Genomic DNA, 25,264 nt, shown 5'->3' on the forward strand with positions numbered 1-25,264 from the left:
TTTGTGTATAGCCGATCACTTTGTCACCATTCCACCATCAGGCAGATACACTTCTTAATACGGGTCGCTAGATTGACTCAATAACAGACTCAATTAAGACAAGGGCAGGAGACAGGGCGTGACGACGAATAAGGATGCTTCTCTGGGGCAGCAGGCACTTAACAAAGCAGCAGAAATAGGATTATCTAGCCAACTCGATGAAGTAGAAGAATTAGCGGTAGATATCCAGAGCGATCCACTGAAAATGGTTCAGGGACAGGTGGATTCAGTCACCGTTGAAGGTGAAGGTTTGGTTATGAACAAAGACCTCCGGATGCAGGAAATGAAAATGGAAATGCGTGGCATCTCCATCAATCCCCTCAGCGCTGCTTTTGGCAAAATTGAATTAACCAAACCCACTGATGCAACGACCCACGTTGTCTTGACGGAAGCAGACATCAACCGGGCATTTAACTCAGAATTTGTCGGTAGTAAGCTGCAAAGTATGCAGGTATCAGTCAATGGACAACCGATGACTATTGACACTAAAAAAGTAGATTTTCGCCTACCCGGTGAGAACAAAATTGCATTGAGTGCCGACGTGCTGCTACGCGAATCTGGAGAAACCACGCAAATTGCCTTTACAGCAGTGCCTCGAGTTGGTGCAAATGGGCAGAAGGTCAATCTGGAAGACGTTGAGTATACCGAAGGCAAGGAACTCTCCCCGGAACTGACGGCGGCGCTATTAGAAAAATCGAGCGAACTATTGAACCTAAGTAACTTCGATCTACAAGGAATGTCGCTTCGCATCAAACAATTAAATCTAGAATCGGGAAAAATGACGCTTTTGGCGGAAGCGCGCGTGGAGCAAATTCCTTCAGGCTAGTGATGAGCTGTTCGCGGTTCGCTATTCGCGGTTAGCTGAGTGGGTTACGATCGGCAACCCAAAGCTAATAGCTAATAGCGATCGCTTGCTTTCACTCGTCTAACTCCTAGAATCCATAGAGAAGAACATGACACAAACTCCCAATATCCCGCCGCTGATTGAAAGTGATGAGACCGATTATCAAGATAGCGGGGTGACAAGCACAGTCGCGATCGCAGGACATCCCCTGCATCCACTGATCGTCACCTTTCCCATTGCTTTTTTGACCACGCCAGCAGCAGCGGATCTCGCCTACTGGTGGACAAAAGATCTCTTCTGGGCACAAGCCTCCTTTTGGCTAATCGGCATTGGCTTGGCAAGCGGGGTGCTTGCAGCCCTAAGCGGCATGATGGACTTTCTGAGAATTGAACGAGTTCGCAAGCGCAGTGCTGGCTGGGCACACATGGTACTGAATGTCGCCGCCCTAGGGCTGACAATTGCCAACTTTGCACTCCGTTGGGGCAATACCTCAGGAGCCATATTGCCTACAGGGCTTACAATCTCAATTATTGTGGCAACCCTTCTCGGTTTGTCGGGTTGGTACGGAGCCGAGCTAGTCTATCGGCATAAAGTTGCTGTGATCGGCTACGGGGATTCAAATAGATAGAAAAAATAAGCAGGCGACATCCACGTCGCCTGCCAATTAATTTAAAAATTTCCTCTACACTTGTTTAGCATCGCTAAAGGGTAGAAGCTGCAAAAGCTAAATTTTTCTGCGTTATATCAATCCTGGCCCTTGATGACGCTTGTCACCTTCCATCGTCAGCTTCCCTTCTTCATCGTCCTGTAATTCTGAGACAGTTTCAGCGCGTTCGGCAGCCTCGGCTTCTTCTTTGGCTTTCAAGTCTCCAGGTTCGTTCACATACATTTCGGGTTCGATGGCATAGTTATTTAAAAGACCCTCTTTGTCTACCGTGTAGCCATCTGTAGTATCGATACTTCCATCATTTGTTTGATCGTTAGTAGGGGATTTTTCCTCATCATCTTTTCCAGGAGTTGTTTTAAATGCATTCCCCTCTCTTTCTCTACGTGCTGCGGTTTCAGCAGGTACAATCCCCCGATCGTAGTTATCTTCACCAACTCGTTGACTGCTGTCTACGTTATCTGTTTGATTATTCATGACTATTATTCTCCCAACAATATTCAGCTTTAGAAACTAAGAATATAATTTTTGGTATACCTTTATACTCTACCTTGAGTATTAGATCGTCAAAGTATAAAAAATTTATATAAGATTGCGTAATTAATAACAACTAGGATATAAATTAATCTCCTACTTAAGAAGGAAATATTGAACTCTTCTGTGTGCTATGAAGCTCAGTTGGATGCAGAAGCCTGCTCGTTGGCGCGGCTTTAGTCTAAATGTATAGAATACAGAACTGAGAACTGCTTGGAAGTGTAGCCAATGCTTCGAGACGCCAAATATATCAAGCGGATTATCCTCTCGCTGCTGATTATTGTGCCCCTGGGATTGCTCTCCAAGAAATACACTGGGTTCGGTCGCGGCTGGGTCAACGATTTCTCAGGTGATATCTTATACGAAATATTTTGGTGTTTGTTCGGGTTTTTCCTGTTTCCGAGTCGCAAAGCAATGAACCAAATTCCAATTTGGGTATTCGGTATCACCTGTACGATCGAATTTCTGCAACTGTGCCACCAGCCTGTTTTAGACTCGATTCGCTCGACTTTTCTGGGCAAACTGTTGCTTGGAACCACCTTTTCTTGGTGGGATTTCCCCCATTATCTGCTCGGTTGCATCATCGGGTGGCTATGGTTACAGCAAATTGTTAGAGGTTACAAAGATAAAACCCCGATTCGCTCGGATAAATAGATAGGATGATTAGATGAGGGAGAATTTTCAGTAGTTTTTAGCCTGTGTTTGATGGCTAATCAGATGTAACTGAATTAACCCGAACCGGATGCCCTAACCTTGATTTAACTTTTGATCTTTCTCGCCAGCTTTTCAGCATCAAGCTGTTTTCTTTCAGCATCAAGCTTAGGGTGATTAGCTGTTCGGATAGTAATATCAGCTCTTGGCTCGTGGCGATTAGCTCCTGACTTACGCAGATAAGCTCAGACGATCTGCTGAGCAGATAGTCTGTTCTGGTTGTTATATTTTGCTGGGTTATCTCAGAATCTTGCTGTTTAGATTCTGCCAAATCTAAAGGATATGGGGGAACTTCAAAACAAGTTGATTTTTGCCACTTCCTGTTGCTCAGTTTGTGTTTTGTCATGCTCTGAATCCAGTTAACGGAGATGTTAGCAGGTATTGTAAAAGACAAAATTTGAACTTACTAGTAGATTTTAAAGGTGAAAGCGATCGCGTAGCACCTGCGTAGCACCTGCGTAGCAGGTGCTACGCGATCGCTCGAATTTTTGGACGGGTTGTAGTATCTACTTATCTATATATTAGTTGCTTGGATTGTACGAGCAGCTTTTTCCTTGTGGCGATTAGCGCTTCACTTGTAGCGATTAGCGCTTCACTTGTGGCGATTAGATCCTGACTTTCGCCGATCAGCCTAGATGATTTGCTGAGCAGATAATCTGTTTTAGTTATTATATTTTGCTGATATATCCCAGAATCTTGCTGTCCAGACTTAGCTAAAGATAAATCATCTTGATGAATTTTACAGCAAGATAGTTTTTGCCACTTCCTATTGCTAACGTTATATTTTGTCATGTTAGGAATCCAGTTGATGAAGATGCTAGTGTGGTTTTGTAAAAGAGTGAAGTTGGTTCAGTGGATGCCAAAAATCGAGCGCTCGTGTGGCAACCGCTACGCGGTTGCCACACGAGCATTTAAAATTTAGAATATCGTCGTACTATCTACTCATCTAGCAATTTTAGATCAATTTTTCTGGATGAATTTTTTTCGTCAAAACTTATTGACAATGGATTAAATTCGTAGATTTAGCTTTGCCCTTTCAAATAAAAGATATTAGAGACTAATCCAACTAAACTTCTATCTCCAGGCAGAAGTTAATACGAACGATATTTGTATACTACACTACACGAAAACCTGTGTTGAGCGATCGCTATGGTTATGAAATTTATCGTTAACCCGCATGATAGCTACAACCAGATTACCATCACCCCAGCCAGATGAAGAAGCAAGTAAAGGTTAAACCCAATTCAAAAAACCAAAGAATTGAGGAAGCTGAGGACGGTAGCCTTACGGTTCATTTAAAGTCGCCACCTGTAGATGGTAAGGCAAATGAAGAGTTAATTCAAATACTCTCTAAAAAATTTAACATATCAAAATCAAGAATTTTTATCAAATCGGGTTTATCGTCAAGAAATAAGCTAGTCGAAATAGACGACGGTTGAACCTAACTAGAAAATCTAGCAATCTTATTGAAGTTGTGAGCCAGCCCTTCAGATACCTGACTGCTCTAAAAAAAGTCGGGTACCTGACCTTCCCGAACCATTCAGTAAGATTCTATAGCAGTTGCTCGGTAAAGGTGTTGTTCTGACTGCACGCGATCGCTATTTTCATTTTCCGTTTAAACTCATCCCCGTTAGCTTTAAATGGACAAAAGATTAATTTTAGAAACTATCTATTGGTAGATTTCAAAAGCTCAAAGTCAAAATCTAAAATTCAAAAGGGAATAACTCAACCTGGTACACTTGAACGAAGAGGTCAACTCAGCATGCCACACGTCTTACTGATCGATGATGAAGAGGCATTACGTGCCAGTCTTAGCTACGCCTTAATTAAAGAAGGCTATCAAGTGACAACCGCAGGGGATGGACAGACTGCACTCAAGTTGTTCCACAAGCAAGTGCCGGACGTGATTATTTTGGACTTGATGCTACCGGGCATTGATGGGATGGAACTCTGCTGGCGCATCCGAGCATTTTCTAATATCCCGATTTTGATGCTGACAGCTAAAGACCAAGATATTGACAAAGTTTGGGGATTAGAAGCGGGTGCAGATGACTATATCACCAAACCCTTCAACACTCGCGAACTTCTCGCACGCATAAAAGCTGTTCTCCGGGGTCGCGCTGTGGGTCAACAGTCTCTACAGGGAGATTAAAAAAATTGAAGTTGCACCTTTGAAAAATTCAAGGAGCTGGTTAGCAATTCATATCCGATGGAATTCAATTTACCGGAAACTGTTAGTTACCTATTTAGCACTCACCGCATTAGGAACTTCTATTCTGGCAAGCTATATTCTGTTCTCTTTCCATGCCTATTTCATGAGGACGAGACAGGCTGATTTAGATGCCTGGACAACAGCCCTCAGCGAGAGTGTTGCTGACGCTTTAGAGGAAAATGATCTTGAGCGGGTAAGAGTGCTAGTGCAACGCTACGGTTCACCGGAAGCAGTCACCCTGCGCGTCTTTGCACCTGATGGTCGCCTGCTATTCACCTCCGCCCCCCAGCTAGATCGGCAAGTCCCTAACTGGTTAGCTGTTGTTGGCGTGAGAGAAGCGCTACAAAATCAGCCGACGCAAGGGGTAGCAAAAGGGATTCTATCCAACGATGACCGAGTGTATGCAGTGCGACCGATATTTCGGAAGGGTCGTCTGCTCGGTGCGCTGCGGATGTCGATCACTTTAGAACAGTTTCAGCGTCAGTTTCGCCGCGTCATTTTCACCGTTCTTGGAACGCTCTTCTTGACGCTCTTGCTTTGTGCGCTGATTAGCGAAAGCCTTGCCCGTAATATTGCCAGACCAATTCAGGCGATGTGCCACTTTGCAATGGAGGTGGGCGGGGGTCATTTAGGTGAGAAGCTGAACATTCATCAAGATGATGAAGTGGGTCAATTAGCCAGTGAATTGAATCGCATGAGCGAACGGCTGGCTTCCTTAGATAAAGAGCGGCGGGCATTTCTCGCAAATGTGTCCCACGAACTGCGGACTCCTGTTAGCAACGTCTATGTCACCCTAGAAGCACTCGCCAATGGAGCGGCTGAGGAGCCGGAGTTACGCGATCGCTTCATCCAGACTGCACAGGATGAAACCCTGCGCCTGTCCAGGCTAATTAAGGATCTGCTGGATTTAGGACGACTCGAAGCTGGTGTAACGCCACTAGAACAGCAACCGCTAAAGCTGCGAGACTTAATCGAACGGGCGGTGCGAGCAATGGAGTCCCGCATGATAGCCAAGGAAGTTGGCATCAGCGTGGAGGTTGCGGATGTTCAAATCCAAGGCGATCCAGAACGACTATTGCAAGCTTTTCTAAATATATTGGACAACGCGATTAAGTTCTCAGTACCAGAGTCTAAAGTGTCTGTCTCAAGCAATACAGAGGGTGCCCAGGTTTCAGTAAAAATTCGCGATCGGGGAACCGGAATCACAGAGAGCGATTTGCCCCGCATTTTTGAACAATTTTATACAGCAGATCCCTCGCGCAAAGGCAGCGGAACGGGTTTGGGGTTAGCGATCGCGCGACGGATTGTGGAAGCACACGGCGGCACGATTACGGCTACTAGCACTCCAGGTCAAGGCGCAACTTTTAGTATTCGTCTTCCCCTCGACACCGCCGCAGAGAAACGAAAGAGTTAATATCCTGTCCGGCTTATCCCTTTATTTATAGTCGGCTTATCGTCGGTTGGAAATTGGGGCGTTGTTCTGTTGGACAAGGGCAACCTGATGCAGGAGGACACCTCATTCTGCTCCCCCTACAAATTGCACTGTCGTGGCGAGGGAGTCTCCTAGACTGGGACTTCCTCCGGAAACTCGATCTGCTTGACCAGCAGTATTGATTCAATGACGTTGAGCGTTATAGCCGATCGCGGGAATTGATAAAAACCAAGTTGAATAAGCGTTTAGAGCCATAACTAGCATCATAAAAGGTGCTTCCCTCCACCGCGAGTTTCCAAATCTGGCAGCTTCAATTCAAAAAATCTATCTATAAATACGAAAAGTCTATCGATAAACCGGGGATTACATCTTGTCTTCGGTGTTTGACTATGGCATTCTGTTAAAACAGTCGTATTCCGACCGATAAACCGGAGATTAAACTAGCTACTGCTCCAACATGATTTGCGTGAAACAAGTGGGGCAGTAGATTCAATGCGGGAATGGAGCCGTATGCATATCAAACTATTGTCTTTAAAGAGTGTTCTTTTTTCTCTGCTAGTTGTTTCCTTAACCTTTACCAGCGCTTGTAGTAACACTTCAGCAAATACTTCAGCAAATACTTCTGCAAATACTTCAGGTAGTTCCTCTGGCAAAAAGGTGATTCGGATTGCGATTGGTACCCAAGACCAAACCATTAACACCGTGACAGGTGGTGCAGTCATCCGAGAAGAAAAGCTGCTGGAGAAGTACCTGCCAAAAACAGGGAAATATCAAAATGTTGAGTACAAAATTGAGTGGTCTAGCTCCACATCAGCCCCACCAATTACCAACAAAATGTTGGCGAATCAAATTGATATCGGCAGCATGGCAGACTTTCCGGCAACGATCAACCTGACCACGTTTCAGAAAAAAGGCAATGGCGTTAAGACTGTTTTGATCTCATCCCTTGCCTACAGCCCGATTGGAGCCGGAAATGCGGTTGTTGTCCCCACCGATACACCTTACAAAAAACTAGCAGACTTGAAGGGGAAAACCATTTCAGTTCCCTTCGGAACCTCGGCACATGGGATGCTGCTGCGGGCGCTGAAGAATGAAGGCATTGATGCACAGAAAGACGTGACGTTAGTGAGTCAATCGCCAGAAGTAGGTGGTAGCAGCCTGAGGAGCCGTCAGATCGATGCTCATGCAGATTTTGTGCCCTATGGTGAGTTGTTTCCCTTTAGAGGCTTTGCTCGCAAGATTTACGATGGTGCACAAACGGCAACTCCTACCTTTCATGGAGTTGTGGTGCGCTCGGACTTTGCGAAAGAAAATCCCGAAATTGTGGTGGCTTATCTAAGGGCAATGTTGGAGGCGAATCAGCGTTTCCGGGAACAACCAGAAGCCCTTAGTGCGAAGTTAGAGAAATGGACAGGGGTTGAGAAAGAAATCTTTTATATGTTCCTTGGTCCATCGGGTATTCAAAAGCTCGATCCGAGAATTCAGCCCTACCAAATTACTGCGCTCAAAAATAGCGTAACGACGTTGAAGCAGATTGGAAAATTAGATGCCAGCGTGAAGCCAGATGACGTTGTAAGTTGGACGGATGACAGCTACTTGAAACAAGCTCTCAAAGAGAGCAACATTAGCGAACAAGATGTAGCACAGTTTGCAGATAATTTGATTCGTGGCAATGATGCACTCACTCAAGAATCGATTCAAGATTCAAAACTAGCAGCGCAGATTTGGGTAGAAGGAGAAGATAAAGTCCTCAGTTTTGCCTCAATCAAGAATATGCTGACAAAGCTGCAACAGCTTAAGTCTGAGGGCAAGACAGCGGCTGTAGCCTTCGTACACGATCGCGACAAAGGTTGGAAGTTATTCGCCCAAAATTCGTTCTATGTTCGGAATGGCGACCAGGTATCTGCGTTCTTACTAGAAAAAGATGCACAAACATTTGCTGGTAAAGCTGGAGCAAAGGTTGCAAGCTTCCAGGAGTTGCAACAGCTTTATGCCAAAAATACGCAGTCAAAGGATTTAGCGGTTGCGCGATGAATGAAGGGGAGCGATCGCAACGATAGAACTATGTTGATTCAAATGAGAGGTTTGTAATGGCTGTATCTCCAAAATCAGCACGAAAGACAAAAGGAGAGAAGTACAGTGTACTGAGTAGCAAATTTTTGCAGCAGCGCTCCTTGTCAAAATTAGCGCTTATAAGTCTGGCACTGCTCAAAAGTCGCAATTTAAAGCGAGCCATTTCCATTGTTTTATTCTTTGGGATCTGGCAGCTTTTTTGCGTCACTCAATTCAATTTCTTCATCAATTTTACCTTTTTACCCTCTCCAGTTGAAGTTTGGAATGCAACGGTTGAATTCTTTTCTGGCAATGCGGCTGTGCATATTACTGCCAGTCTTCAACGAGTTTTGCTGGGATTTGGAATTGCGGCTATTCTGGCCGTTAGCTTGGGCATCATGATTGGCTGGTTTCGGCAAATTGAAGATTTGCTTTTCATTCCGTTGGAGTTGCTCAGACCAATTCCCGCCGTCGCCTGGATACCGCTGGCAATTCTCATGTTTCCCAATGCAGAGTCAGGGATGGTGTACATCACATTTCTAGGCGCATTCTTCCCAATTTTGATCAGCACAATTCGGGGAGTAGAAAGCACAGATATAGTGCTGCTGCGAGTAGGGCAGTGTTTGGGAGCTAAACAGTGGCACATTTTCAAAGATATTGTGGTGCCAGGAGCGATGCCCAACATTGCCAGCGGTTTGGTTATTGGTATGGGAAATGCCTGGTTTTGTTTGGTAACAGCTGAAATTCTGGCGGGTCGGTTTGGGGTGGGTTATCTAACCTGGGAGTCTTATGTTACATCAAATTATCCACCGATCGTGATGGGAATGCTGCTGATTGGTTTGATGGGTTTGGTAAGCACGCTGATTGTCGATCTATTGACGAAGTTGCTGATGCCTTGGCGAGTAACGAAAAAGCAGGGTGTGTAGTTCCCTGAAAATGAATATTCAAGTTGCCTATTTTTGGAGGTTTAGAGGCTGTGGCAACCCTAGCAAAAAAGCAGGTTAGCGCCTTGGCGAAAGGGTCAGTTGAAGTTAAAGATTTATCCGTTGCCTTTAAGCGACGAGACCAGTACGGGCCTTTGCTGGTTCTAGAATCGACAAACTTCAAAATTAATCCTGGTGAATTTGTCTGTTTGTTGGGACCATCGGGCTGCGGCAAGTCAACGATTCTAAACTTGATTGCTGGTTTTCTGAAGCCAACAAGGGGACAGGTATTAGTGGATGAGCAACCCGTTGAAAGACCGGGAGCAGATCGCGGATTTGTCTTTCAGCAATACTCGCTCCTACCCTGGAAGACCACCTTTGAAAACGTGGAATTTGGTTTAAAAATTCAGGGTATTTCCAGAGTAGAACGGACTGAATTGGTAAATAATTACTTAGACCGAGTCGGCTTGTATAAGCATCGTCATTCTTATCCTCATCAGCTATCAGGAGGAATGCAACAACGAGCAAGCATTGTGCGGGCGCTGGTAAATTCACCCTCAGTATTATTGATGGATGAACCGTTTGCCGCATTGGATGCCCAAACTCGGCACATGATGCAGGAGTTGCTGCTGAACATTTGGAGTGATTTGAAATCTACGGTTATTTTTGTCACCCACGATATTGAAGAAGCTATCTTTTTAAGCGATCGCATTCTGGTTATGGGCGTTCGTCCAGGGCATATCAAAGAAACAGTTGTGGTGAATCTCGATCGACCCCGCCATATAGATACGATGCTTTCACCAGATTTTGTAAATCTCAATCGGCAAGTCTTTGAATTGATTCGCGAAGAAACTCTCAAGAGTATGGAGTTGGGTTGATTGAAGCAAACCGTATTTGTACTGCTCGTACAGCCCAAGTGTGTTGCTTTCGATAGCGGCTTGGCGTGTCCTTTGTTGTCCCTTTTACCAACTGCTTAAGTTCTGAGATTGATGAAGAAATTCGGTTTGAATCCAGCGATCGAGGTTAATTGTCTCTAGTCCTTCATTTCCGGGAACTAGACGCAGTTGGGCAATGTGTTGAGTAATCCAGTCGGGACGAATCATCATCTCGCAGAAAAAGCGCCCAGGTTGATTCTGGTGATAGACATTGCTGAGAATTTGGGAGACGATTTCGGCATCCAGGTTTGTCCACTGGCTGATCAGAGAAAGCGCTGAGGGCGTAATGGTATACCAATATTGGGCAGCGCTTAGGGCTTTTAGGTAAGCGATTACAACTTCCGGATACTGTTCCGCTAACTCTGCACTCACCACTACACCATGAAAAGCCGGTAACATATTCAAATTGTCACCTGGCAAATAACGAAACTTGCCTTGACGATAGGCAATATCGTGAAAGGGAGCAAAGTGGGCATACCCATCTGCCTGAATGGAATAACCAAAGGGCTGAGTAATGTTGGAGTTCTCTAGGGAAGCAAGCTTAACCTCGTTAAGTAAGTTCGCAGAATTGAGCGATCGCATCACCATCCCATGTGCAGAAGAACTGAAAGGAACCGCAATCACACCTCCTCGCAAGTCTTCAATACTTTGCAGTTTGGACTTATTGGGAACAATTACGGCATTACAGGAACCATCGGGATTCGTCGAAACAAAGCTCACTAGTCGCGTCTGTCGAGTTTCACTACTGGAATTATTTTGCTGGATAGCACTCAGTAACAAGGGATAATCCCCTAAAACGCCAATATCTAGTTGTCCGGAGTGTAACCCCTGAATGATGGGTGCTCCTGTAGAAAAATCGCACCAGTGAATGCGGTATTGGGTAGAACTGTAGCGTCCTTCTCTGGGTAAGAAGTGTTCCAGTAAGCCTAAGCGCTGAATTACTAAGCCAGCGGTCACCGTTGGAATCGTGCTGTTTTGAATACCGATCGCTAAATCAATTGTCTCAGGATGTTGCAGAGAGTTGGAACGAATGATCAGGTTAGGCGATCGCAAACGCACTGGGGTTACATGAGGGAAAGAGGCTGGTTGTTGCTCTTGACAATTCTCAACCAGAGCCATGAATTTTTGCATCGGGTTTGAGTTGCGCGATCGCCGATTTTGCGAGGATGAGTCTGCGATCGCAGATTGGCTTAATCGTTTGGGTAACACTAGGAAAACATTACCGGATAAGGCAAATTCTTGCAGGGGAATTGCAACGAGCATTCCCGATTGACATTCAGACTTAAATTCAAAGTTAGAAGCAAATCCTAAATAATCACCCTGCATCATATAGGTTCGCATCAAACTGAGAGTATCAACAGTTTCAACTTGAGCGAAATCCGAAAAATTTATCCCTAATTCAGTTAGCCGAGATTCAAACACTAAACGGCTAGGGGAGCCAGTATTTAGCATGACCCATCGCTCTTTTTGCAGTTCTTTTAAGCTCAACCAGCTTTGATTCGCTAAAGGATGGTTCGCCGCAACCACTAAAGAATAGTGAATGGGAGCAATTGGGGTTGCTGATATTTCCGAGAACTCTGCAAAACTAATATCTGAAATTCCTATATCAATCTGACTGCTGGTAATGGAGCGATAGAGAAATTCAGCCGAGTCAAATACGACACACTGAGTCTGAATCCCAGGATACTGCTGACGGTACTGGAAGAGAATTTCAGGTAGCCATCCATTAGCGATCGCGGCTGTGCAGCCGATTTTGAGATTGCCAAATTTGCCTTTTTTGATTTCTTCGACTTTGGCAAACAATTGATTTTCAACATCAATCAGTCTTGGCCCTTCCTCCAATAAAAACTGTCCCACCTCGGTTAGCTGAATCTTACGACCAAGACGATAAAAAAGGTCAGTTCCTAGTTCAGTTTCCAGGGATTTTATTTTGGCGCTGACCGCAGGCTGAGTCAGATTTAGAGCATCAGCGGCTTCGGTAAAACTGAGGTGCCTAGCTACCTCCAGAAATACTTTAACTTGATAAACCTCCACGTTCTCTAACCCCCCGGATTGAAATTTTTATTTTACAGCTTAATGAATGAATAAAGCTAATTTATAAAATCATAAAAAACGCGAATGAATAGATGGTATTTTCGGTTACAAAAAAGCTTGTAAGTTTTAATTCTCTTCTTTAATATAAAAAAAGGTGGAAAAGCAGACTTAGTGAATTTATTCGTACAAAGTTATAAAAGTTTTTGCTAACTGAAGAGGAGTAAAGAGTGGATACTCAATGGATGAAGACCGATGTTCTTGTCATCGGCGGTGGTACTGCGGGAACGATGGCAGCCATCAAAGCAAAACAGGCAAATCCTGACGCAGAAGTGCTGATTTTAGAAAAAGCGAATATCCGTCGCAGTGGAGCGATCGCAATGGGTATGGATGGGGTCAATACAGCCGTCATTCCTGGTAATTCTACCCCAGAGCAATATGTTCGCGAAATTACGATTTCCAACGATGGCATCCTCAATCAAAAAGCCGTCTACCAAACCGGAAAACTAGGCTTTGAAGTCATTCAAGAACTACAAAGCTGGGGCGTGAAGTTCCAAAAAGATACTCAAGGGAATTATGACTTAAAGCAAGTGCATCGCGTGGGTAAATACGTGCTACCGATGCCTGAAGGAAAAGACCTCAAACAGATTTTGACCCGACAAGTTAAGCGCCACAAAGCTAAAGTCACAAATCGGGTGATGGCGACTCGCGTTCTAGTTAAAGACGGACGTGCCATTGGAGCGGTAGGGTTTGACGTGCGAAACGGCGATTTTGTCGTGATTCAGGCAAAAGCAGTCGTTCTGTGTACAGGAGCCTGCGGACGCTTAGGTCTACCCGCCTCCGGCTATCTCTACGGCACCTATGAAAACCCCACAAATGCTGGTGACGGCTATTCAATGGCGTATCACGCAGGCGCAGAACTCACCAATATTGAGTGTTTTCAAATTAACCCCTTGATGAAGGACTATAACGGTCCTGCCTGCGCCTATGTCGCTAGTCCGTTTGGCGCTTACACTGCTAATGCAGAAGGGCACCGCTTTATTAGTTGCGACTACTGGAGCGGTCAGATGATGCTGGAAATCTGGAAGGAGTTGAACTCTGGGAAAGGCCCGGTTCAACTGAAAATGACCCACTTAGATGAAGACACCATTTCAGAAATTGAGTCGATTCTGTGGTCGAATGAACGACCCAGTCGAGGGCGGTTCCATGAAGGGAGAGGCGAAAATTACCGCACGAATGGCGTAGAGATGAATATCTCAGAAATCGGTTTGTGTAGCGGTCACAGTGCTTCTGGAGTCTGGGTCAATGAGAAAGCGGAAACGACTGTCCCAGGGTTATATGCAGCCGGAGATATGGCAAGTGTCCCCCACAACTACATGATTGGGGCATTTGTATTTGGTCGGTTGGCGGGTACAAATGCGGTGGACTATATCGAAGGGCTAGAGCATGTTGAACCCGATGCTGATGTTTTAGAGGCGGAAAAACAACGGATTTATGCACCGTTGAACAACCCGAATGGCGTGCCGCATACGCAGGTGGAGTACAAATTACGGCGGCTCGTCAATGACTATCTCCAGCCTCCTAAAGTAGACCACAAGATGGAAATTGGCTTAAAAAGCTTTGTGCGCTACCACGAAAGCCTAGAGATGATGGGCGCACGCGATCCGCATGAACTAATGCGCTGCATGGAGGTTCACTTTATTCGCGATTGTGCAGAGATGGCAGCCCGCGCCTCGCTATATCGTCGGGAAAGCCGTTGGGGACTCTACCATTACCGTGTGGATTATCCCGACAAGAACAATGAAGAATGGTTCTGCCACGTCAATCTCAAGAAAGACGAATCAGGCGAAATGGCTTTGTTCAAGCGTCCGGTTGAGCCTTATGTGGTGGACGTTGATATTGAACGAGAAGTTTATGACGTGGCGGTGCGCTAAGTCGGTCAATTTGTAGCAAACAGAGGAAGAGTTATGGCTTTAGCTATGCAACGGGTGGATGTACCCGTAATCGTGGATGAATCGAAATGCCTAGAAAAGTGTACGGCTTGCATTGAAGTTTGTCCGCTGGATGTATTGGCGAAGAACCCTGAAACGGGCAAAGCGTATATGAAGTACGACGAGTGCTGGTTTTGCTTGCCTTGCGAGAAGGAGTGTCCCACCAACGCGATTACGGTTCAAATTCCCTTTTTGTTGCGATAGAGGAGTGATGATGTCTGCTGATTCTGAATTGAACCAATGGTTGGAAATGTTGCGATCGCCCGACGCCAGCGATCGCCTAGTTGCCGTCAAAATGCTGCAACATTTGGGCGATGAGGATGCTCTGGAACCGTTAATTACAGCATTGCAAGATGAGAGCATGGCTGTGCAAAAGCTTGCAGTGACTGCGCTGTGGGAGTTAGCTAATCCCAAGGCGGTTCCGGCTTTAGTGGAATGTCTGGCTTCAACTGATGAGGAGATTCGGGAAGAAGCGCTATCTGCCTTGGGCGAATTAGTTACTCCCGATCACCTGTTGCTGCTGCTAGATGCCCTGCATCGAGATGACGTGAATATGCAACTGAATGTGTTAATTCTGTTGCGGAAAATTCACGATGCTCAGTCTTTGCCCTATGTATTGCCGTTCTTTGAGTCGGAAAATGCTGAGTTACGAGAAGCGGCAGTGACAACGCTACGCTATCTCAATCAAGTGGAACGCTGTCAAGAAGCGATCGCCTTAATGTCCGACCCCGATGAGAATGTGCGGCGTTCTGCTGCCCTAACATTAGGACATTTAGCAGATGCAGAAGTAGTTCCCAGTCTGTGTCAAGCACTCACTGAGGATACGGATTGGCAGGTGCGACGCAATGCGGCAAAATCGTTGGCACTCCACGCTGATTCTACGGCAGTTCCAGCTTTAGAAACGGCTTTGGCAGATGAGCATTGGCAGGTGCGGAAGTTTACTCTTCAAGCTTTGCAAAAAATCCCCACTGACCAAACCTTACCTGCGTTAGTGAAAGCGTTGGCAGATGAGTATTCAGATGTGCGTCGAGATGCTGCGATCGCCCTCGGCATCCTGAAGAATCCAACTGCCCTGAATGCCCTCCAGCAATCCCTGGACGATCCCGACAAAGACGTGTGTATTTACGCCCAACGAGCGATTCAGAAGATCCAGGAGTCTACACCAGAGACATCCAATGCCTAGCCATCAATCTCCCTTTCGCCAAACCCATACAGAGGAAATTGCCACTCCTCCCGATCCGGTGACGGAATCTCGGCAACGAGAAGTTATCCAGTCTCTCAAACAGGTGATTGAACCCATCCTCAAAAACGACATCGTTAGCTTAGGGATGGTGCGGAATCTGCGGGTTGTGGATGACTATATTTATCTACGCCTGTATGTGGGGAAACATCAACATCACCTACAAGCCGAAATTCAATCGGCACTTGCGCCCATAACCTGGTGCAAGAAAATTTATATCCAACTTTGTACCATTCCTGGTGTCAGAACGACGTTGGCAATTTCCAGTGGCAAGGGAGGTGTAGGCAAGTCCACAACATCGGTTAATTTAGCCGCCGCTTTGAGTTTACAGGGGGCGAAGGTGGGTCTACTCGATGCGGATGTCTATGGCCCCAATGTCCCCCAGATGTTGGGATTAGGACAGGCAGATGTCAAGGTGATTGATACACCCAACGGTCAAAAGTTTCTCCCTCTAGAAGCTCACGGTATCAAAGTCATGTCCGTAGGACTGCTGGCAGAACCCGATCATCCCCTCGCTTGGCGCGGCCCCGTCCTGCACAAAATCGTGACTCAGTTTATTCAGGAGGTGGAATGGGGAGAATTGGATTACCTGCTGATTGATTTGCCTCCTGGTACAGGTGATGCTCAAATTACGATTGTGCAAGAAAGTCCGATTTGTGGCGTAATTTTGGTGACGACTCCCCAACAAGTCGCCGTTTCGGATGTGCGTCGCAGTGTCCATATGTTTCGTCGTGTCGGCATTCCCGTGCTTGGCATTATCGAAAATATGAGCTATTTAATCTGTGGCCATTGTGGCGATCGCACTCCGATTTTTGGGAGTGGTGGAGGGCAACAGCTATCGACAGAACTCCAGGCCCCTTTACTGGGGCAGGTTCCCATTGACCCTAGTATCTGTATGGGTGGGGATACGGGAACGCCTTTGACCCTAACGCATCCAGACTCTACAGTCGGGCAGGTATTTGTACAAATAGCTGGGGCGATCGAGACGACTTTTCGCCCTTCTGAAGTTCTGACTTGACTTGATAATTGATTTGGGAATTGCACAATCGAAGCATGATCCAATGTCCACATTGTCAATCTAACCAAACCGTCAAGAACGAACGACGCAACCGTCAACAGAGCGATTGATGATGCAGTTTCGATCGCCAATTTTGCGAAACTTCCACGAAACGCTGACGACCCTGAAGAAGTAAAAGAAAACAGCTTGAAACTCTATCGCTCTTTCATGACTATCTTCAGATGAAAAGATATAACCCTTCCCATACAAGTGTTTTAGTTTTACGCAATGATTATATCTAAAGTATTAGAAAATACATCTAGAAACCCAATCTCAGTCTGGGTTAAAAAATTGCCTTCAATTTTTGTTTTTAGAGAGTGACAAGACAGGGAGAGCGGCGAGTAAGCTTAAGCTTAACTCAGTGCCATTCGAGTTAAGCTTGTGTTTCGTTTCTTTATTTTGATTTCTCTTGCCGAAGTAGAATTGCAAACAGCCAATCAATGTACATCCATCCTTCAGGTTTAAATGAACGGAATAATGTACATTGACCTTTCCCTAACAACTATTCTCTAGTTACCAAGAGCATCCTTGATGCTATCAACAGCCTTTTCAACAAGACCTTTTGTGTTGTCTACTGCTTCCTTAGTCCGAGCCGCATCTTCATCTGCTCTTTTCTCAATTCGCGCTGCATCTCTGTTGGCTTTACGCTCAATGAGATTCCCATGCCCATCCGTTCCTTCCTCGACTCGGTCGGCATTCTTATTGGCAGTTGCTTTTACCTTGTCTTTGACATCGTCAATGAAATTCTTGCTTCGGTTCAAATCTTCATTGGCTTTTCCTTTAACCTGGTCGCTCGTATCTACAGATGCGATTAGGTTTGCACTAGGAGCAGCCATTGCTGCGCTGGTCGAGAAAAAGGCACCCTGCCAAACAAACGCGATCGCTGACACGCAAAACAGCGTTGTAGCCAGCCAACGTCCTACAGTTGAAAGTCCTTTCGTAAAATAATTTGGTTGCATAGAACACAATCTCATTAGGTTTAGCAATCCTATATTTACTTCATTTGGCTTATCAGCTAAACCGCTCTCTAGACAGATGTTGCCTTATTACAAATTGTTCAAATAATTCACTCTTCCGATAGATTGAACAAATATCATCCAGCCTGCATACGTTTAAACTTAATATATTAACAACCTAATAATTCTATTTCTATTAGACTACAATACCCCTACTGGTTAACTAACAAAACTCAAGAGATCGAACGACAAGATTTTACTGTAAAGTTTTATTACAAGTGGTGTTAATTCTGTTTTTTCAAGGCAACTGCATCTGGCAGGATTAGCTTATCCGTGTGCTTGAATTTATTTCAGTTGTGAGAAGAAGTACTGCCTTCTGCGGGTGGCGTCGGCTTAGATGCTAATTCAGCAGTGCTATCATTTGCGGATGTAGTCGTTTCCGTGTCTTTTTTAGCTTGCCACAAAAGTGTTTTTATCTTCTGTAAATGCTCAAATGGTAAAACGGTACCCTTAGTAATCTTTAGTTTAGTAGTCCCGCTAGGACTTTCGGAGTGCTTTCGCACTTCCTCTACCAGCTCTTTGAAAATCTCAATCGCCTCGTCAACTTTAGGATTTACTCCTTGAATTTGATTCAAATGTTTGCTGACTTCCTCGAAGTCGCTGGGGTCTAAAGTCGCGTCTCTGGTAAACTTTAGCTCAGTCAATCCTCTGGGACTTTCTGAATGCTTTCTCACTTCTTGTACTAGCTTGTCAAAATCTTTAATCGCTTCATCGATTGGTTGTTGCGGTTTAATACTTCTTGCACTGACCTCGTTTATCCCAGTTTGAAGTACCGCGACTAATAACCGATCCTGTAGAGCGCGAAAGATCAAAGTACCTGCGGAACCAGCAACTGCGGAGGTTGCTAACAGGATAAAAGCCGTTTCTGGTCGGACAATCGCGATAGCTGGAGGTGCAGCAAGGGCACCAATGAGTAACCGTGCCACTACCCCTAAATCAATCACATTCGTAGAATGAGCATAGGCAAACTTTACCGCTAAATCATCATCGGTCGGCTTATGAGGTAACTCAATATTTCCCTGGAGATTGAGCAGTTCGTAGACTAACCCACCCAGGCTTCCAGCAGCGAGGATTACCCCAAGCATCATCCAAAATTTGCAGTCAGCCAAATTAGGAGTTTCTAAAATTTCTTTTACATTTATCTCCCAGTTGTTGGGTTTAATTTGATTTGAATTTGGAATAGGGCTGGATGTGGGAAGTAGAGTTGGGCGTGGGGAAACGCTTTGACTGTAGGCTGCTGTAGCCGTCAGGCTCGTAGTTAGAAGAAAACCAGAAATAAGAATGTTTATGCGCTTCATTTTTTAGTTATTTGCTTTTACTTTAATATGGTTATAGTTAAAAAAACTGCTATAGCAATCGTATTTGAATTGCGATATGCCAGCGGGTCAGAATCCCTCACTTCTTGCAGGGATGGTTGAAACCGCACCTACACAAATGAAACCTGCCTACGCAAGTTACAAGACTAAATCTTGTCTGTTGTTTTAGAAATCACGAGAGCAGCAGTATAAGCTGATTTTTGAGTTTCTGATCCACTAATGGGAGCTGGCTGAAGGTCTACAAACTTAATATTATAGTTGCTGTCAAAGTTTTGAACTGCTAATGCTGGATTTCCGCCACCAGTGGTCAAAACAAAATCTCCTGTATTTTGACTGTCTTTCCAAATATTTACCACGATTTTTGCTCGTCCCGCCCAAAAACACTGGACATTAATAGGACAGCGTGAATCTTCTGTGACGTCAGTAAATTTAACCCAAATACTTTCATCAGATAAAATAGCGGTTTCGTTTAAATTTATCTGAAACTCACTATTTAATTGAGTAATAATTAACTTCCCGTTTTGTTGAGCGAGTAATTGGGAAGCAGGTGAAGTAATCGGTTCGGTAGCTAGTTGAGCGTCTTTTTGTGCTAAAGATAAGGATTGAATACTGAAAACAATTGCACAAGCCAAGACGAGAAGGAATAATCTAATTTTGGGATTCTGCAATTTCATGATTGTTGTTCCTTTTCATCTTTTTTAAGAAAATAAAATATTTCGTCTTATTCGGAGTCAAAAAAATTAGTGGCTCGCAGTGAAATAGGTGGATGAACTAGATGCGATCGCGTATTTCCTCCTATCCATTAATCTAGCTCAATATTAAGGATAGTATGCCTTAAAGATATAAGCGATCGCAGCACAAAACGGCGTGTATTGTCCCTTTGCATCTAACCGCTCGTAGCTTTGAGCAAACTGTTGTATCTCTTCTTCCGTTAGTCCCTCAATCGCCAACAAGACTCCATCAATTGCCTCGCGCCGCATCGCCCTCAGTTTGTCAATGTCAAGTCCAAGCTGAGAAATCGTTGTTGCTGCTATCGATTGCTTCCCTAAATCGTCTGTTGGTAGGATTTCTCCTGAACCAGAATACCTAAAAAAATTAGTGCAGTCCGCATCTAAAGGAGAAACCATTAAATGCTCATCGTACCAGTCATCTTTTTTGCGTCCACAATGAACCGGGAGTGGGGGTGGTTCTTCACTTTCTCCTTGGCATGAAGCCAGCAGATTGTTGTATTCCAGGGCTATATGTGGATAGGAGCTTTGGGGTTTTAGATGTTCGATATGGCTGTTTTCTCTAGCAATACGCATTCCGCAATAGCAACAGGTATAGCCTTGCTCTTGCAGCAGCCTATTACAAACATCTGTTTTCTCTTGTCCGCGTAGGTCATCATAAGTGGGTGTCCAGTCTTCGTTAGCGAGTGCTTTCCACTTGGCGAAACTTTCTGGCTCCTCGCTTTTTCTGATGTACTTCATCGATTAAGAATTTCTTTTCGCCGCATGAGTACATCTGCCCTAACAAACTCTGGTTCATCAGTTCCAATTTGGTCAGCGATTTGTTGGCGCAATTGTTTAGCACCGTCAAGATCCCCCTTATCGATGAGTCGAAATAGCTCCAGGAGTTCGTCTTTGATTTCCTGCGGACGGGCTGGAACACCCATGAGGTCTTCTAAAATACGATTGCTGTCTCTACCAAAAGAACTTTCTGGACGTTTAGCAACAACACCTTCAGATGTTGCCTCTAGAATATAGATTCCATTAGGTTTAACTTCGCTGATTACCTGTGGGGAATGGGTTGTAACGATGAACTGACAATTAGGAAATGTTCTTGTTAACGCGGGAATAATTTCGCGTTGCCATTTCGGGTGAAGGTGCAGTTCAATTTCGTCAATGAGAACAACGCCTTCGCCTTGGAGTGGATCAGGTAAACCTGGGTTTGCGATCGCTAACCTTCTCGCTAAATCTCCCACCATTGCCAATAAGCATTTCTCACCATCTGATAGTTGATTAACGATGAGTTCCTGACCTTGTTTCTTTGCAGTCATTCGCAAGGGCGATCGCCTAACACGTAAGTTTGAGAAACCCGGCATCAGTAAAGATATAGCTTGTCTCACTGCTTCTAGCTGGCGATCGCGATAATCGGGATTGTCCCGCCGTTCTTCGTTCTCCACATCTTCTAAAGCTCTAAACCATTGGAAAAACCTTACATAGCCGATTTGTTTTTCCGTAAGTGCTTGAGCATATGCATCTATCTGATCAATAACATCAACCGGATAGATTACCCTCATAGCAGCAAGATTAGGAAATTGAGGTTGTGAATCCCAATCATCATAAGTTTCTTCGTCTGAAATTCCTGTTAACGGATGTTGCTTAGGAAGTTCCAAGGGAATATCAAGAACTGCACGATTGACCGGATAGTAAACTACGAGAGGTACCGTGACCGTCGGGTTTGTTTTTAACTGATTGTGGATATTTGCAGCAAAAGATTTTAATTGAATAATGTCACTATTTGTCTCTATGTGCCGTTCTTTGTAAGTTGTGATTCTAGACCAACTCACATCCTGGAACCCGTCGCTAGAAATCGTAATCTCGCTGTGTACATTATTGCATCCATTTTTAATATCCAACCAAGTAAATGAAGGTACGATACTGTTTTTATCCAGCGATTCGTAAAAGTCGGGGTTGCGCCGAATTAGCTCTATAAGAGGACACAAGACAATAGCGAGACAGTCAAGGATACTTGATTTTCCCACTCCGTTGATGCCGATGAGAACTGTTGGCTCATCGGCATCGAACTCTAACATCAGATCGCTGATGCCACGGAACGAAGTCATTTTCAGACGCTTGACTTTCATAGTTTGAATCAGGCTGATTGCAGAGGAATGATGCCTTGGTCAAAAATGCGGTTATCGGTGCCGATACCGCTAATGATTATTCTGTCTGGATATACATTAAGTGCCGCAAAACTCAATTGACTAGCAGAATGCGCCGTCCATTCTGAACGTTCCACCGGGCGGAGTCCTGCCCCTGCTCCACAGATGAGATAGGTAGTCCCATTGATGGACTGAGTGCGCTCATAATGGTGGTCGTGACCGTTGATGTAAAGTTGCACTCCGTACTTTTTAAAGAGCGGCGTCAAGGTTTGTATAAAGGGTTGATTGACTCCATATGCACCCGATGAATAAATCTGGTGATGACCAACTACTACTTTCCAAGGGGCATTACTGCGACTGAGTTCTTTTTCTAACCATTTTAGTTGAGTTTCCCAGTCAGCATTCTCATTAGTATCTAAAGCAAAAAATTGTACGGGGTTGCGGCGGAATGTGTAGTAGCGTCGTCCCTGCATATTAAAGCCTGGATAGCGCACTTGGGGTTCTCCGTTATCGGTGCGGATGTCGTGATTGCCCAAAACCGCCTGAAATTTTACTCCGCGCTGCAATAAAGCTTGATAGGGGCGCTCAAAGACATCAACAATTTTCTCGATTTCACCGTTGTTGTAAATATTGTCACCCGCAAGAATTGCCAAATCGAAGGGCTTTAGCGCGTGGTAACGAGCCATTGACGCCGCCACAGCATACTGGCTTGCCGAGCCGGTGCCGGTGTCAGCGACGGAGACAAACCGCAGGAGAGGGGATTGTGATGAACTAACGGTTGTCGATTTGGAGCCTAAGTTGGAGGAAGGGGAGGTTTTGGAAGTCTCTCCTGGGTTGATATCCTGACTCTGAGCGATTTGGCTGCGGAATTTTCTGACCAAAAAAGCTAAGCCGAAGCCACTGAGGCTACTTAAAATTAGAAAGTCACGGCGTTTAAGGGGCATGGATTACTTGATTAAGAGTTACGTAAGTTGGGCGCAAGTCGATTAAAGCAGAATAGCAAAGTGGTAGATTAGGGCTGTGAAGGCAGCATTCGGTAAAAATTTACCGTAATTGCACCTATTTGCACTGCCCTCAGGGGAAATTCGATGCCAGAAGATCAACCGAAACAGCCAACTTCTTCAGCTAAACCGGCACCCCAAACGCCGACGCCCACGGGGGCAAAAAGCCAATCGGGAAAAGCCCTCCAGCAAATTTGGGCTAGATTCCAACCCGTTCTGAAAGTGCAAAGCCTTAAAACTCTGCGTGGCACAATTCAGCTACTGGAAGGGGTTGTCGAAAAACTGGAGGCAGAACCTACCGAACAGTTACCCTCAAGGACTCCTTCTCCTCCGGAAAAGGTGGTATTTCAACCTACTGAGGGGGTGACAGAGCTGACGCCAGAAGTGACGCCAGAAGTGACGCCAGAAGCACCAGCATTGGCTACAGAGACGTCAGCCCTAGAAACCTCTGCGGACACGCCAGCACCAGAGACACCCCCTGCTGAGGTGGTGCCTTTGCCACCGACGCCGAGTCCTCTAGAGAGGTTCCGTCAGAGTTGGATGCGCTTTGTGATGTTGTGGAATGCGACGCTGGCGAGAATCCGCGCAATTCTGCCGGAATCAATCAGTCAAAAGCTGTCGAATACGGCTTTGTCGGGCGCGATCGCAGGCGTTCTTCTCGTAGTACTCTGGACAACAGCCGCCCTGGTACCTGGGAAGCCTCCGACTGACGTGGCGAATCTTCCGCCTTCACAAATTACCACTCCACCGGAATTAAAAGCGCCTGAAGCACCAGAACCCGTGGAAACGGTGACGCCGCCTCCCCCAGTGCTGACTCCAGAGCAAAACTTGATTGCATCTATCCAAAATCGAGTCACTGAAATTACCAGTCAATATGAAAATGGGCTGATTCAGTCGATTGAAGCTAACTTTCCAGGCAGCTTGCTAATCGTGAAGGTAGGAGATGCTTGGTACAATCTCTCTGTCTCTAAGCAGGACAAATTAGCTGCTGAAATGTTGCAACGTGCTAGGGAACTCGACTTCAGCAAGCTACAAATCGCCGATTCTCAAGGCGACGTGCTGGCGCGTAGTCCAGTCGTGGGAAACACCATGGTGATTGTGAAGCGGCGTCAACTGGCGGCGACTTAGTTGTTGCGCGGGTGCCGCCAAATCTACCTAAAATACTTTTTCTGGTTATACCTTCGAGGCATCGAGGGTATTTTTGTTTTTGCACTTAACTACCGATTTCCCGCACGCACCGATTGGGGCGGATTGTTAAAGTTCAAACTTTGGGTTGGCAGCATCCAGGTAATCAGCAATCCCTGAAATGCACCTACTGCAACCAACGCCCATAAAAAGCCGGTTTTCCTAATAACTCGTGGTAAAGCGTGCATAAAAATTACCCTAGGTAGCGCCCTGGCACATTCACAATTTTTTAGACCACAAAGATAACTAGATCAATCTTTGTATGCCTCTACCTAAAGAAGTATATCCCAATAATTACCTACGTGCTGAGACTAAATCTAGAAAGAAACTGCTATTTCACGAGAAATACTGATAATTAAGTAGCCAAAGTTTTAATTATTACAATCATTTTTAGCTAAAAATTATGATTTTTGGGAACTTGGGAAAGCAGCACGGTACACCTTTACGTTGTAATCTATACCTGTAATTGCGGTACCGACGACAACAGCATAAGCTCCTAATTCCAAGGCGTGTTTAGCTTGCTGCGGTGAGGCAATGCCGCCTTCACAAATTGCTGGAACGCTTAGCTGTTCGACTATTTGGGCGAGAAGATCGAAGCCGGGAGGAGCCAGATTTTTCGTTTGGGCAGTGTAACCATAGAGCGTGGTACCGACAATGTCTGCACCAGCCGCCGCCGCCGCGATCGCGCTCTCTATCGTATCCACATCAGCCATCACCGGCTTGCCTAATTCATCGTGAATCCGGGTAATGAGTGTTTCTACTGTTTCCGCGTCTGGGCGATCGCGTAAAGTAGCGTCAATGGCAATAATGTCCGCACCGGCTTGAGCGATCGCTTCCGCGTGTTCAAACTGCGGCGTAATATAGACTTCGTACCCCGGTATCTGTTGTTTCCACAGCCCGATAATCGGTGCTTTTACCCGTTCCCGGACTGCTTTTACATGAGCGGGTGTATCAATTCTGACACCGACAGCTCCGTTGAGGATCGCCGCTTGCGCGATCGCGGCAATTACCGATGGCTCATGTAAAGGCGAGTCAACCGGAGCCTGACAAGATACAATCAGACCTTGACTCAGCGCGTTTAATCCTTGGGAATTTTGGTTCATGGTTTATCGTCAAATGCCATGAACATTGAACAACGAACCATGAGCTTTGAGCAATCCACTTTCAGCCAAGTATGAGAAAGTCATACCTTGGCAAGAGCGAATCTCAAGAGCC

25 protein-coding genes are annotated in these 25,264 nt (G+C 45.4%); 14 read left to right on the forward strand and 11 right to left on the reverse strand.

Annotated elements, in window-relative coordinates; genetic code table 11:
- Positions 1-118 precede the first annotated feature (118 nt).
- Positions 119-865, forward strand: a complete 747-nt coding sequence (locus NDI34_RS09515) for a DUF2993 domain-containing protein (protein ID WP_347276033.1) — start codon at positions 119-121, stop codon at positions 863-865.
- Positions 866-992: 127 nt separating this feature from the next.
- Positions 993-1,511 (forward strand): DUF2231 domain-containing protein, encoded by a 519-nt coding sequence (locus NDI34_RS09520; protein ID WP_190415052.1) that lies wholly within the window; start codon positions 993-995, stop codon positions 1,509-1,511.
- A 111-nt stretch (positions 1,512-1,622) separates the two neighbouring features.
- On the opposite strand, the gene NDI34_RS09525 is transcribed toward NDI34_RS09520, so the two are convergent.
- Positions 1,623-2,024 carry a hypothetical protein gene (locus NDI34_RS09525; protein WP_190415053.1) on the reverse strand — a complete coding sequence of 134 codons (402 nt, stop codon included), beginning with the start codon at positions 2,022-2,024 and terminating at the stop codon, positions 1,623-1,625.
- Between the two features lie 285 nt (positions 2,025-2,309).
- On the opposite strand from NDI34_RS09525, the gene NDI34_RS09530 reads away from it, so the two are divergent.
- Positions 2,310-2,735: a DUF2809 domain-containing protein gene (locus NDI34_RS09530; RefSeq protein WP_348232522.1), complete on the forward strand. Its 426-nt coding sequence runs from the start codon at positions 2,310-2,312 to the stop codon at positions 2,733-2,735.
- A gap of 55 nt (positions 2,736-2,790) precedes the next feature.
- On the opposite strand, the gene NDI34_RS09535 is transcribed toward NDI34_RS09530, so the two are convergent.
- On the reverse strand, positions 2,791-3,138 hold the full coding sequence (locus NDI34_RS09535; RefSeq protein WP_190678905.1) for a hypothetical protein: 348 nt from the start codon (positions 3,136-3,138) through the stop codon (positions 2,791-2,793).
- An 868-nt stretch (positions 3,139-4,006) separates the two neighbouring features.
- On the opposite strand from NDI34_RS09535, the gene NDI34_RS09540 reads away from it, so the two are divergent.
- The 6 genes from NDI34_RS09540 to NDI34_RS09565 all read left to right on the forward strand — a co-directional run bounded on the left by NDI34_RS09540 (position 4,007) and on the right by NDI34_RS09565 (position 10,289).
- Complete coding sequence (locus NDI34_RS09540; RefSeq protein ID WP_190429982.1) at positions 4,007-4,231, forward strand: DUF167 domain-containing protein; 225 nt, start codon at positions 4,007-4,009, stop codon at positions 4,229-4,231.
- Between the two features lie 323 nt (positions 4,232-4,554).
- Positions 4,555-4,944, forward strand: a complete 390-nt coding sequence (locus NDI34_RS09545) for a response regulator (protein WP_190415056.1) — start codon at positions 4,555-4,557, stop codon at positions 4,942-4,944.
- 19 nt (positions 4,945-4,963) lie between these two features.
- Complete coding sequence (locus NDI34_RS09550; RefSeq protein ID WP_348232523.1) at positions 4,964-6,418, forward strand: HAMP domain-containing sensor histidine kinase; 1,455 nt, start codon at positions 4,964-4,966, stop codon at positions 6,416-6,418.
- A gap of 528 nt (positions 6,419-6,946) precedes the next feature.
- Positions 6,947-8,470, forward strand: a complete 1,524-nt coding sequence (locus tag NDI34_RS09555) for an ABC transporter substrate-binding protein (RefSeq protein ID WP_348232524.1) — start codon at positions 6,947-6,949, stop codon at positions 8,468-8,470.
- A 56-nt stretch (positions 8,471-8,526) separates the two neighbouring features.
- On the forward strand, positions 8,527-9,414 hold the full coding sequence (locus NDI34_RS09560) for an ABC transporter permease (protein WP_348232525.1): 888 nt from the start codon (positions 8,527-8,529) through the stop codon (positions 9,412-9,414).
- Between the two features lie 50 nt (positions 9,415-9,464).
- Positions 9,465-10,289, forward strand: a complete 825-nt coding sequence (locus tag NDI34_RS09565) for an ABC transporter ATP-binding protein (protein WP_348232526.1) — start codon at positions 9,465-9,467, stop codon at positions 10,287-10,289.
- A gap of 84 nt (positions 10,290-10,373) precedes the next feature.
- Here NDI34_RS09565 and NDI34_RS09570 read toward each other — a convergent pair whose 3' ends face one another.
- Complete coding sequence (locus NDI34_RS09570) at positions 10,374-12,380, reverse strand: LysR substrate-binding domain-containing protein (protein ID WP_348232527.1); 2,007 nt, start codon at positions 12,378-12,380, stop codon at positions 10,374-10,376.
- Between the two features lie 242 nt (positions 12,381-12,622).
- Here NDI34_RS09570 and NDI34_RS09575 point away from each other — a divergent pair, with 242 nt between their 5' ends.
- Genes NDI34_RS09575 through NDI34_RS09590 form a run of 4 tightly spaced genes read left to right on the forward strand, consistent with a single transcriptional unit; the run spans position 12,623 to position 16,626 of the window.
- A complete protein-coding gene (locus tag NDI34_RS09575) occupies positions 12,623-14,311 on the forward strand; it encodes a fumarate reductase/succinate dehydrogenase flavoprotein subunit (protein WP_348232555.1) in 1,689 nt (562 codons plus the stop codon).
- A gap of 33 nt (positions 14,312-14,344) precedes the next feature.
- Positions 14,345-14,572 carry a ferredoxin family protein gene (locus tag NDI34_RS09580; RefSeq protein ID WP_071958132.1) on the forward strand — a complete coding sequence of 76 codons (228 nt, stop codon included), beginning with the start codon at positions 14,345-14,347 and terminating at the stop codon, positions 14,570-14,572.
- Between the two features lie 10 nt (positions 14,573-14,582).
- Positions 14,583-15,551, forward strand: a complete 969-nt coding sequence (locus NDI34_RS09585; RefSeq protein WP_348232556.1) for a HEAT repeat domain-containing protein — start codon at positions 14,583-14,585, stop codon at positions 15,549-15,551.
- Positions 15,544-16,626: an Mrp/NBP35 family ATP-binding protein gene (locus NDI34_RS09590; protein ID WP_348232528.1), complete on the forward strand. Its 1,083-nt coding sequence runs from the start codon at positions 15,544-15,546 to the stop codon at positions 16,624-16,626. Before NDI34_RS09585 ends, NDI34_RS09590 begins: the two co-directional genes overlap by 8 nt.
- A gap of 548 nt (positions 16,627-17,174) precedes the next feature.
- Here the strand turns inward: NDI34_RS09590 and NDI34_RS09595 are convergent.
- From NDI34_RS09595 to NDI34_RS09620, 6 genes are all read right to left on the reverse strand, one after another.
- Entirely contained in the window at positions 17,175-17,624 is a 450-nt protein-coding gene (locus NDI34_RS09595; protein ID WP_190415064.1) for a hypothetical protein, read from the reverse strand.
- Positions 17,625-17,971: 347 nt separating this feature from the next.
- Positions 17,972-18,979, reverse strand: a complete 1,008-nt coding sequence (locus tag NDI34_RS09600) for a hypothetical protein (RefSeq protein ID WP_190688411.1) — start codon at positions 18,977-18,979, stop codon at positions 17,972-17,974.
- 164 nt (positions 18,980-19,143) lie between these two features.
- Positions 19,144-19,671 carry a hypothetical protein gene (locus NDI34_RS09605; RefSeq protein ID WP_190688414.1) on the reverse strand — a complete coding sequence of 176 codons (528 nt, stop codon included), beginning with the start codon at positions 19,669-19,671 and terminating at the stop codon, positions 19,144-19,146.
- 144 nt (positions 19,672-19,815) lie between these two features.
- A complete protein-coding gene (locus tag NDI34_RS09610; RefSeq protein ID WP_348232529.1) occupies positions 19,816-20,466 on the reverse strand; it encodes a retron system putative HNH endonuclease in 651 nt (216 codons plus the stop codon).
- On the reverse strand, positions 20,463-21,845 hold the full coding sequence (locus NDI34_RS09615) for an AAA family ATPase (protein WP_348232530.1): 1,383 nt from the start codon (positions 21,843-21,845) through the stop codon (positions 20,463-20,465). Before NDI34_RS09615 ends, NDI34_RS09610 begins: the two co-directional genes overlap by 4 nt.
- Before the next feature lie 8 nt (positions 21,846-21,853).
- Positions 21,854-22,807: a metallophosphoesterase gene (locus tag NDI34_RS09620; RefSeq protein ID WP_348232531.1), complete on the reverse strand. Its 954-nt coding sequence runs from the start codon at positions 22,805-22,807 to the stop codon at positions 21,854-21,856.
- A 144-nt stretch (positions 22,808-22,951) separates the two neighbouring features.
- Between NDI34_RS09620 and NDI34_RS09625 the strand changes: the two genes are divergently transcribed.
- Positions 22,952-23,992, forward strand: coding sequence for a hypothetical protein (locus tag NDI34_RS09625; RefSeq protein ID WP_348232532.1), 1,041 nt, complete (start codon positions 22,952-22,954; stop codon positions 23,990-23,992).
- 89 nt (positions 23,993-24,081) lie between these two features.
- On the opposite strand, the gene NDI34_RS09630 is transcribed toward NDI34_RS09625, so the two are convergent.
- On the reverse strand, positions 24,082-24,237 hold the full coding sequence (locus NDI34_RS09630; protein ID WP_190415069.1) for a hypothetical protein: 156 nt from the start codon (positions 24,235-24,237) through the stop codon (positions 24,082-24,084).
- A gap of 213 nt (positions 24,238-24,450) precedes the next feature.
- Positions 24,451-25,152: an N-acetylmannosamine-6-phosphate 2-epimerase gene (locus tag NDI34_RS09635; RefSeq protein ID WP_348232533.1), complete on the reverse strand. Its 702-nt coding sequence runs from the start codon at positions 25,150-25,152 to the stop codon at positions 24,451-24,453.
- Positions 25,153-25,264: the final 112 nt, after the last annotated feature.

Origin of the sequence: Trichocoleus sp. DQ-U1, assembly GCF_039961925.1 — a bacterium.
GTDB lineage: Bacteria > Cyanobacteriota > Cyanobacteriia > Cyanobacteriales > FACHB-T130 > FACHB-T130.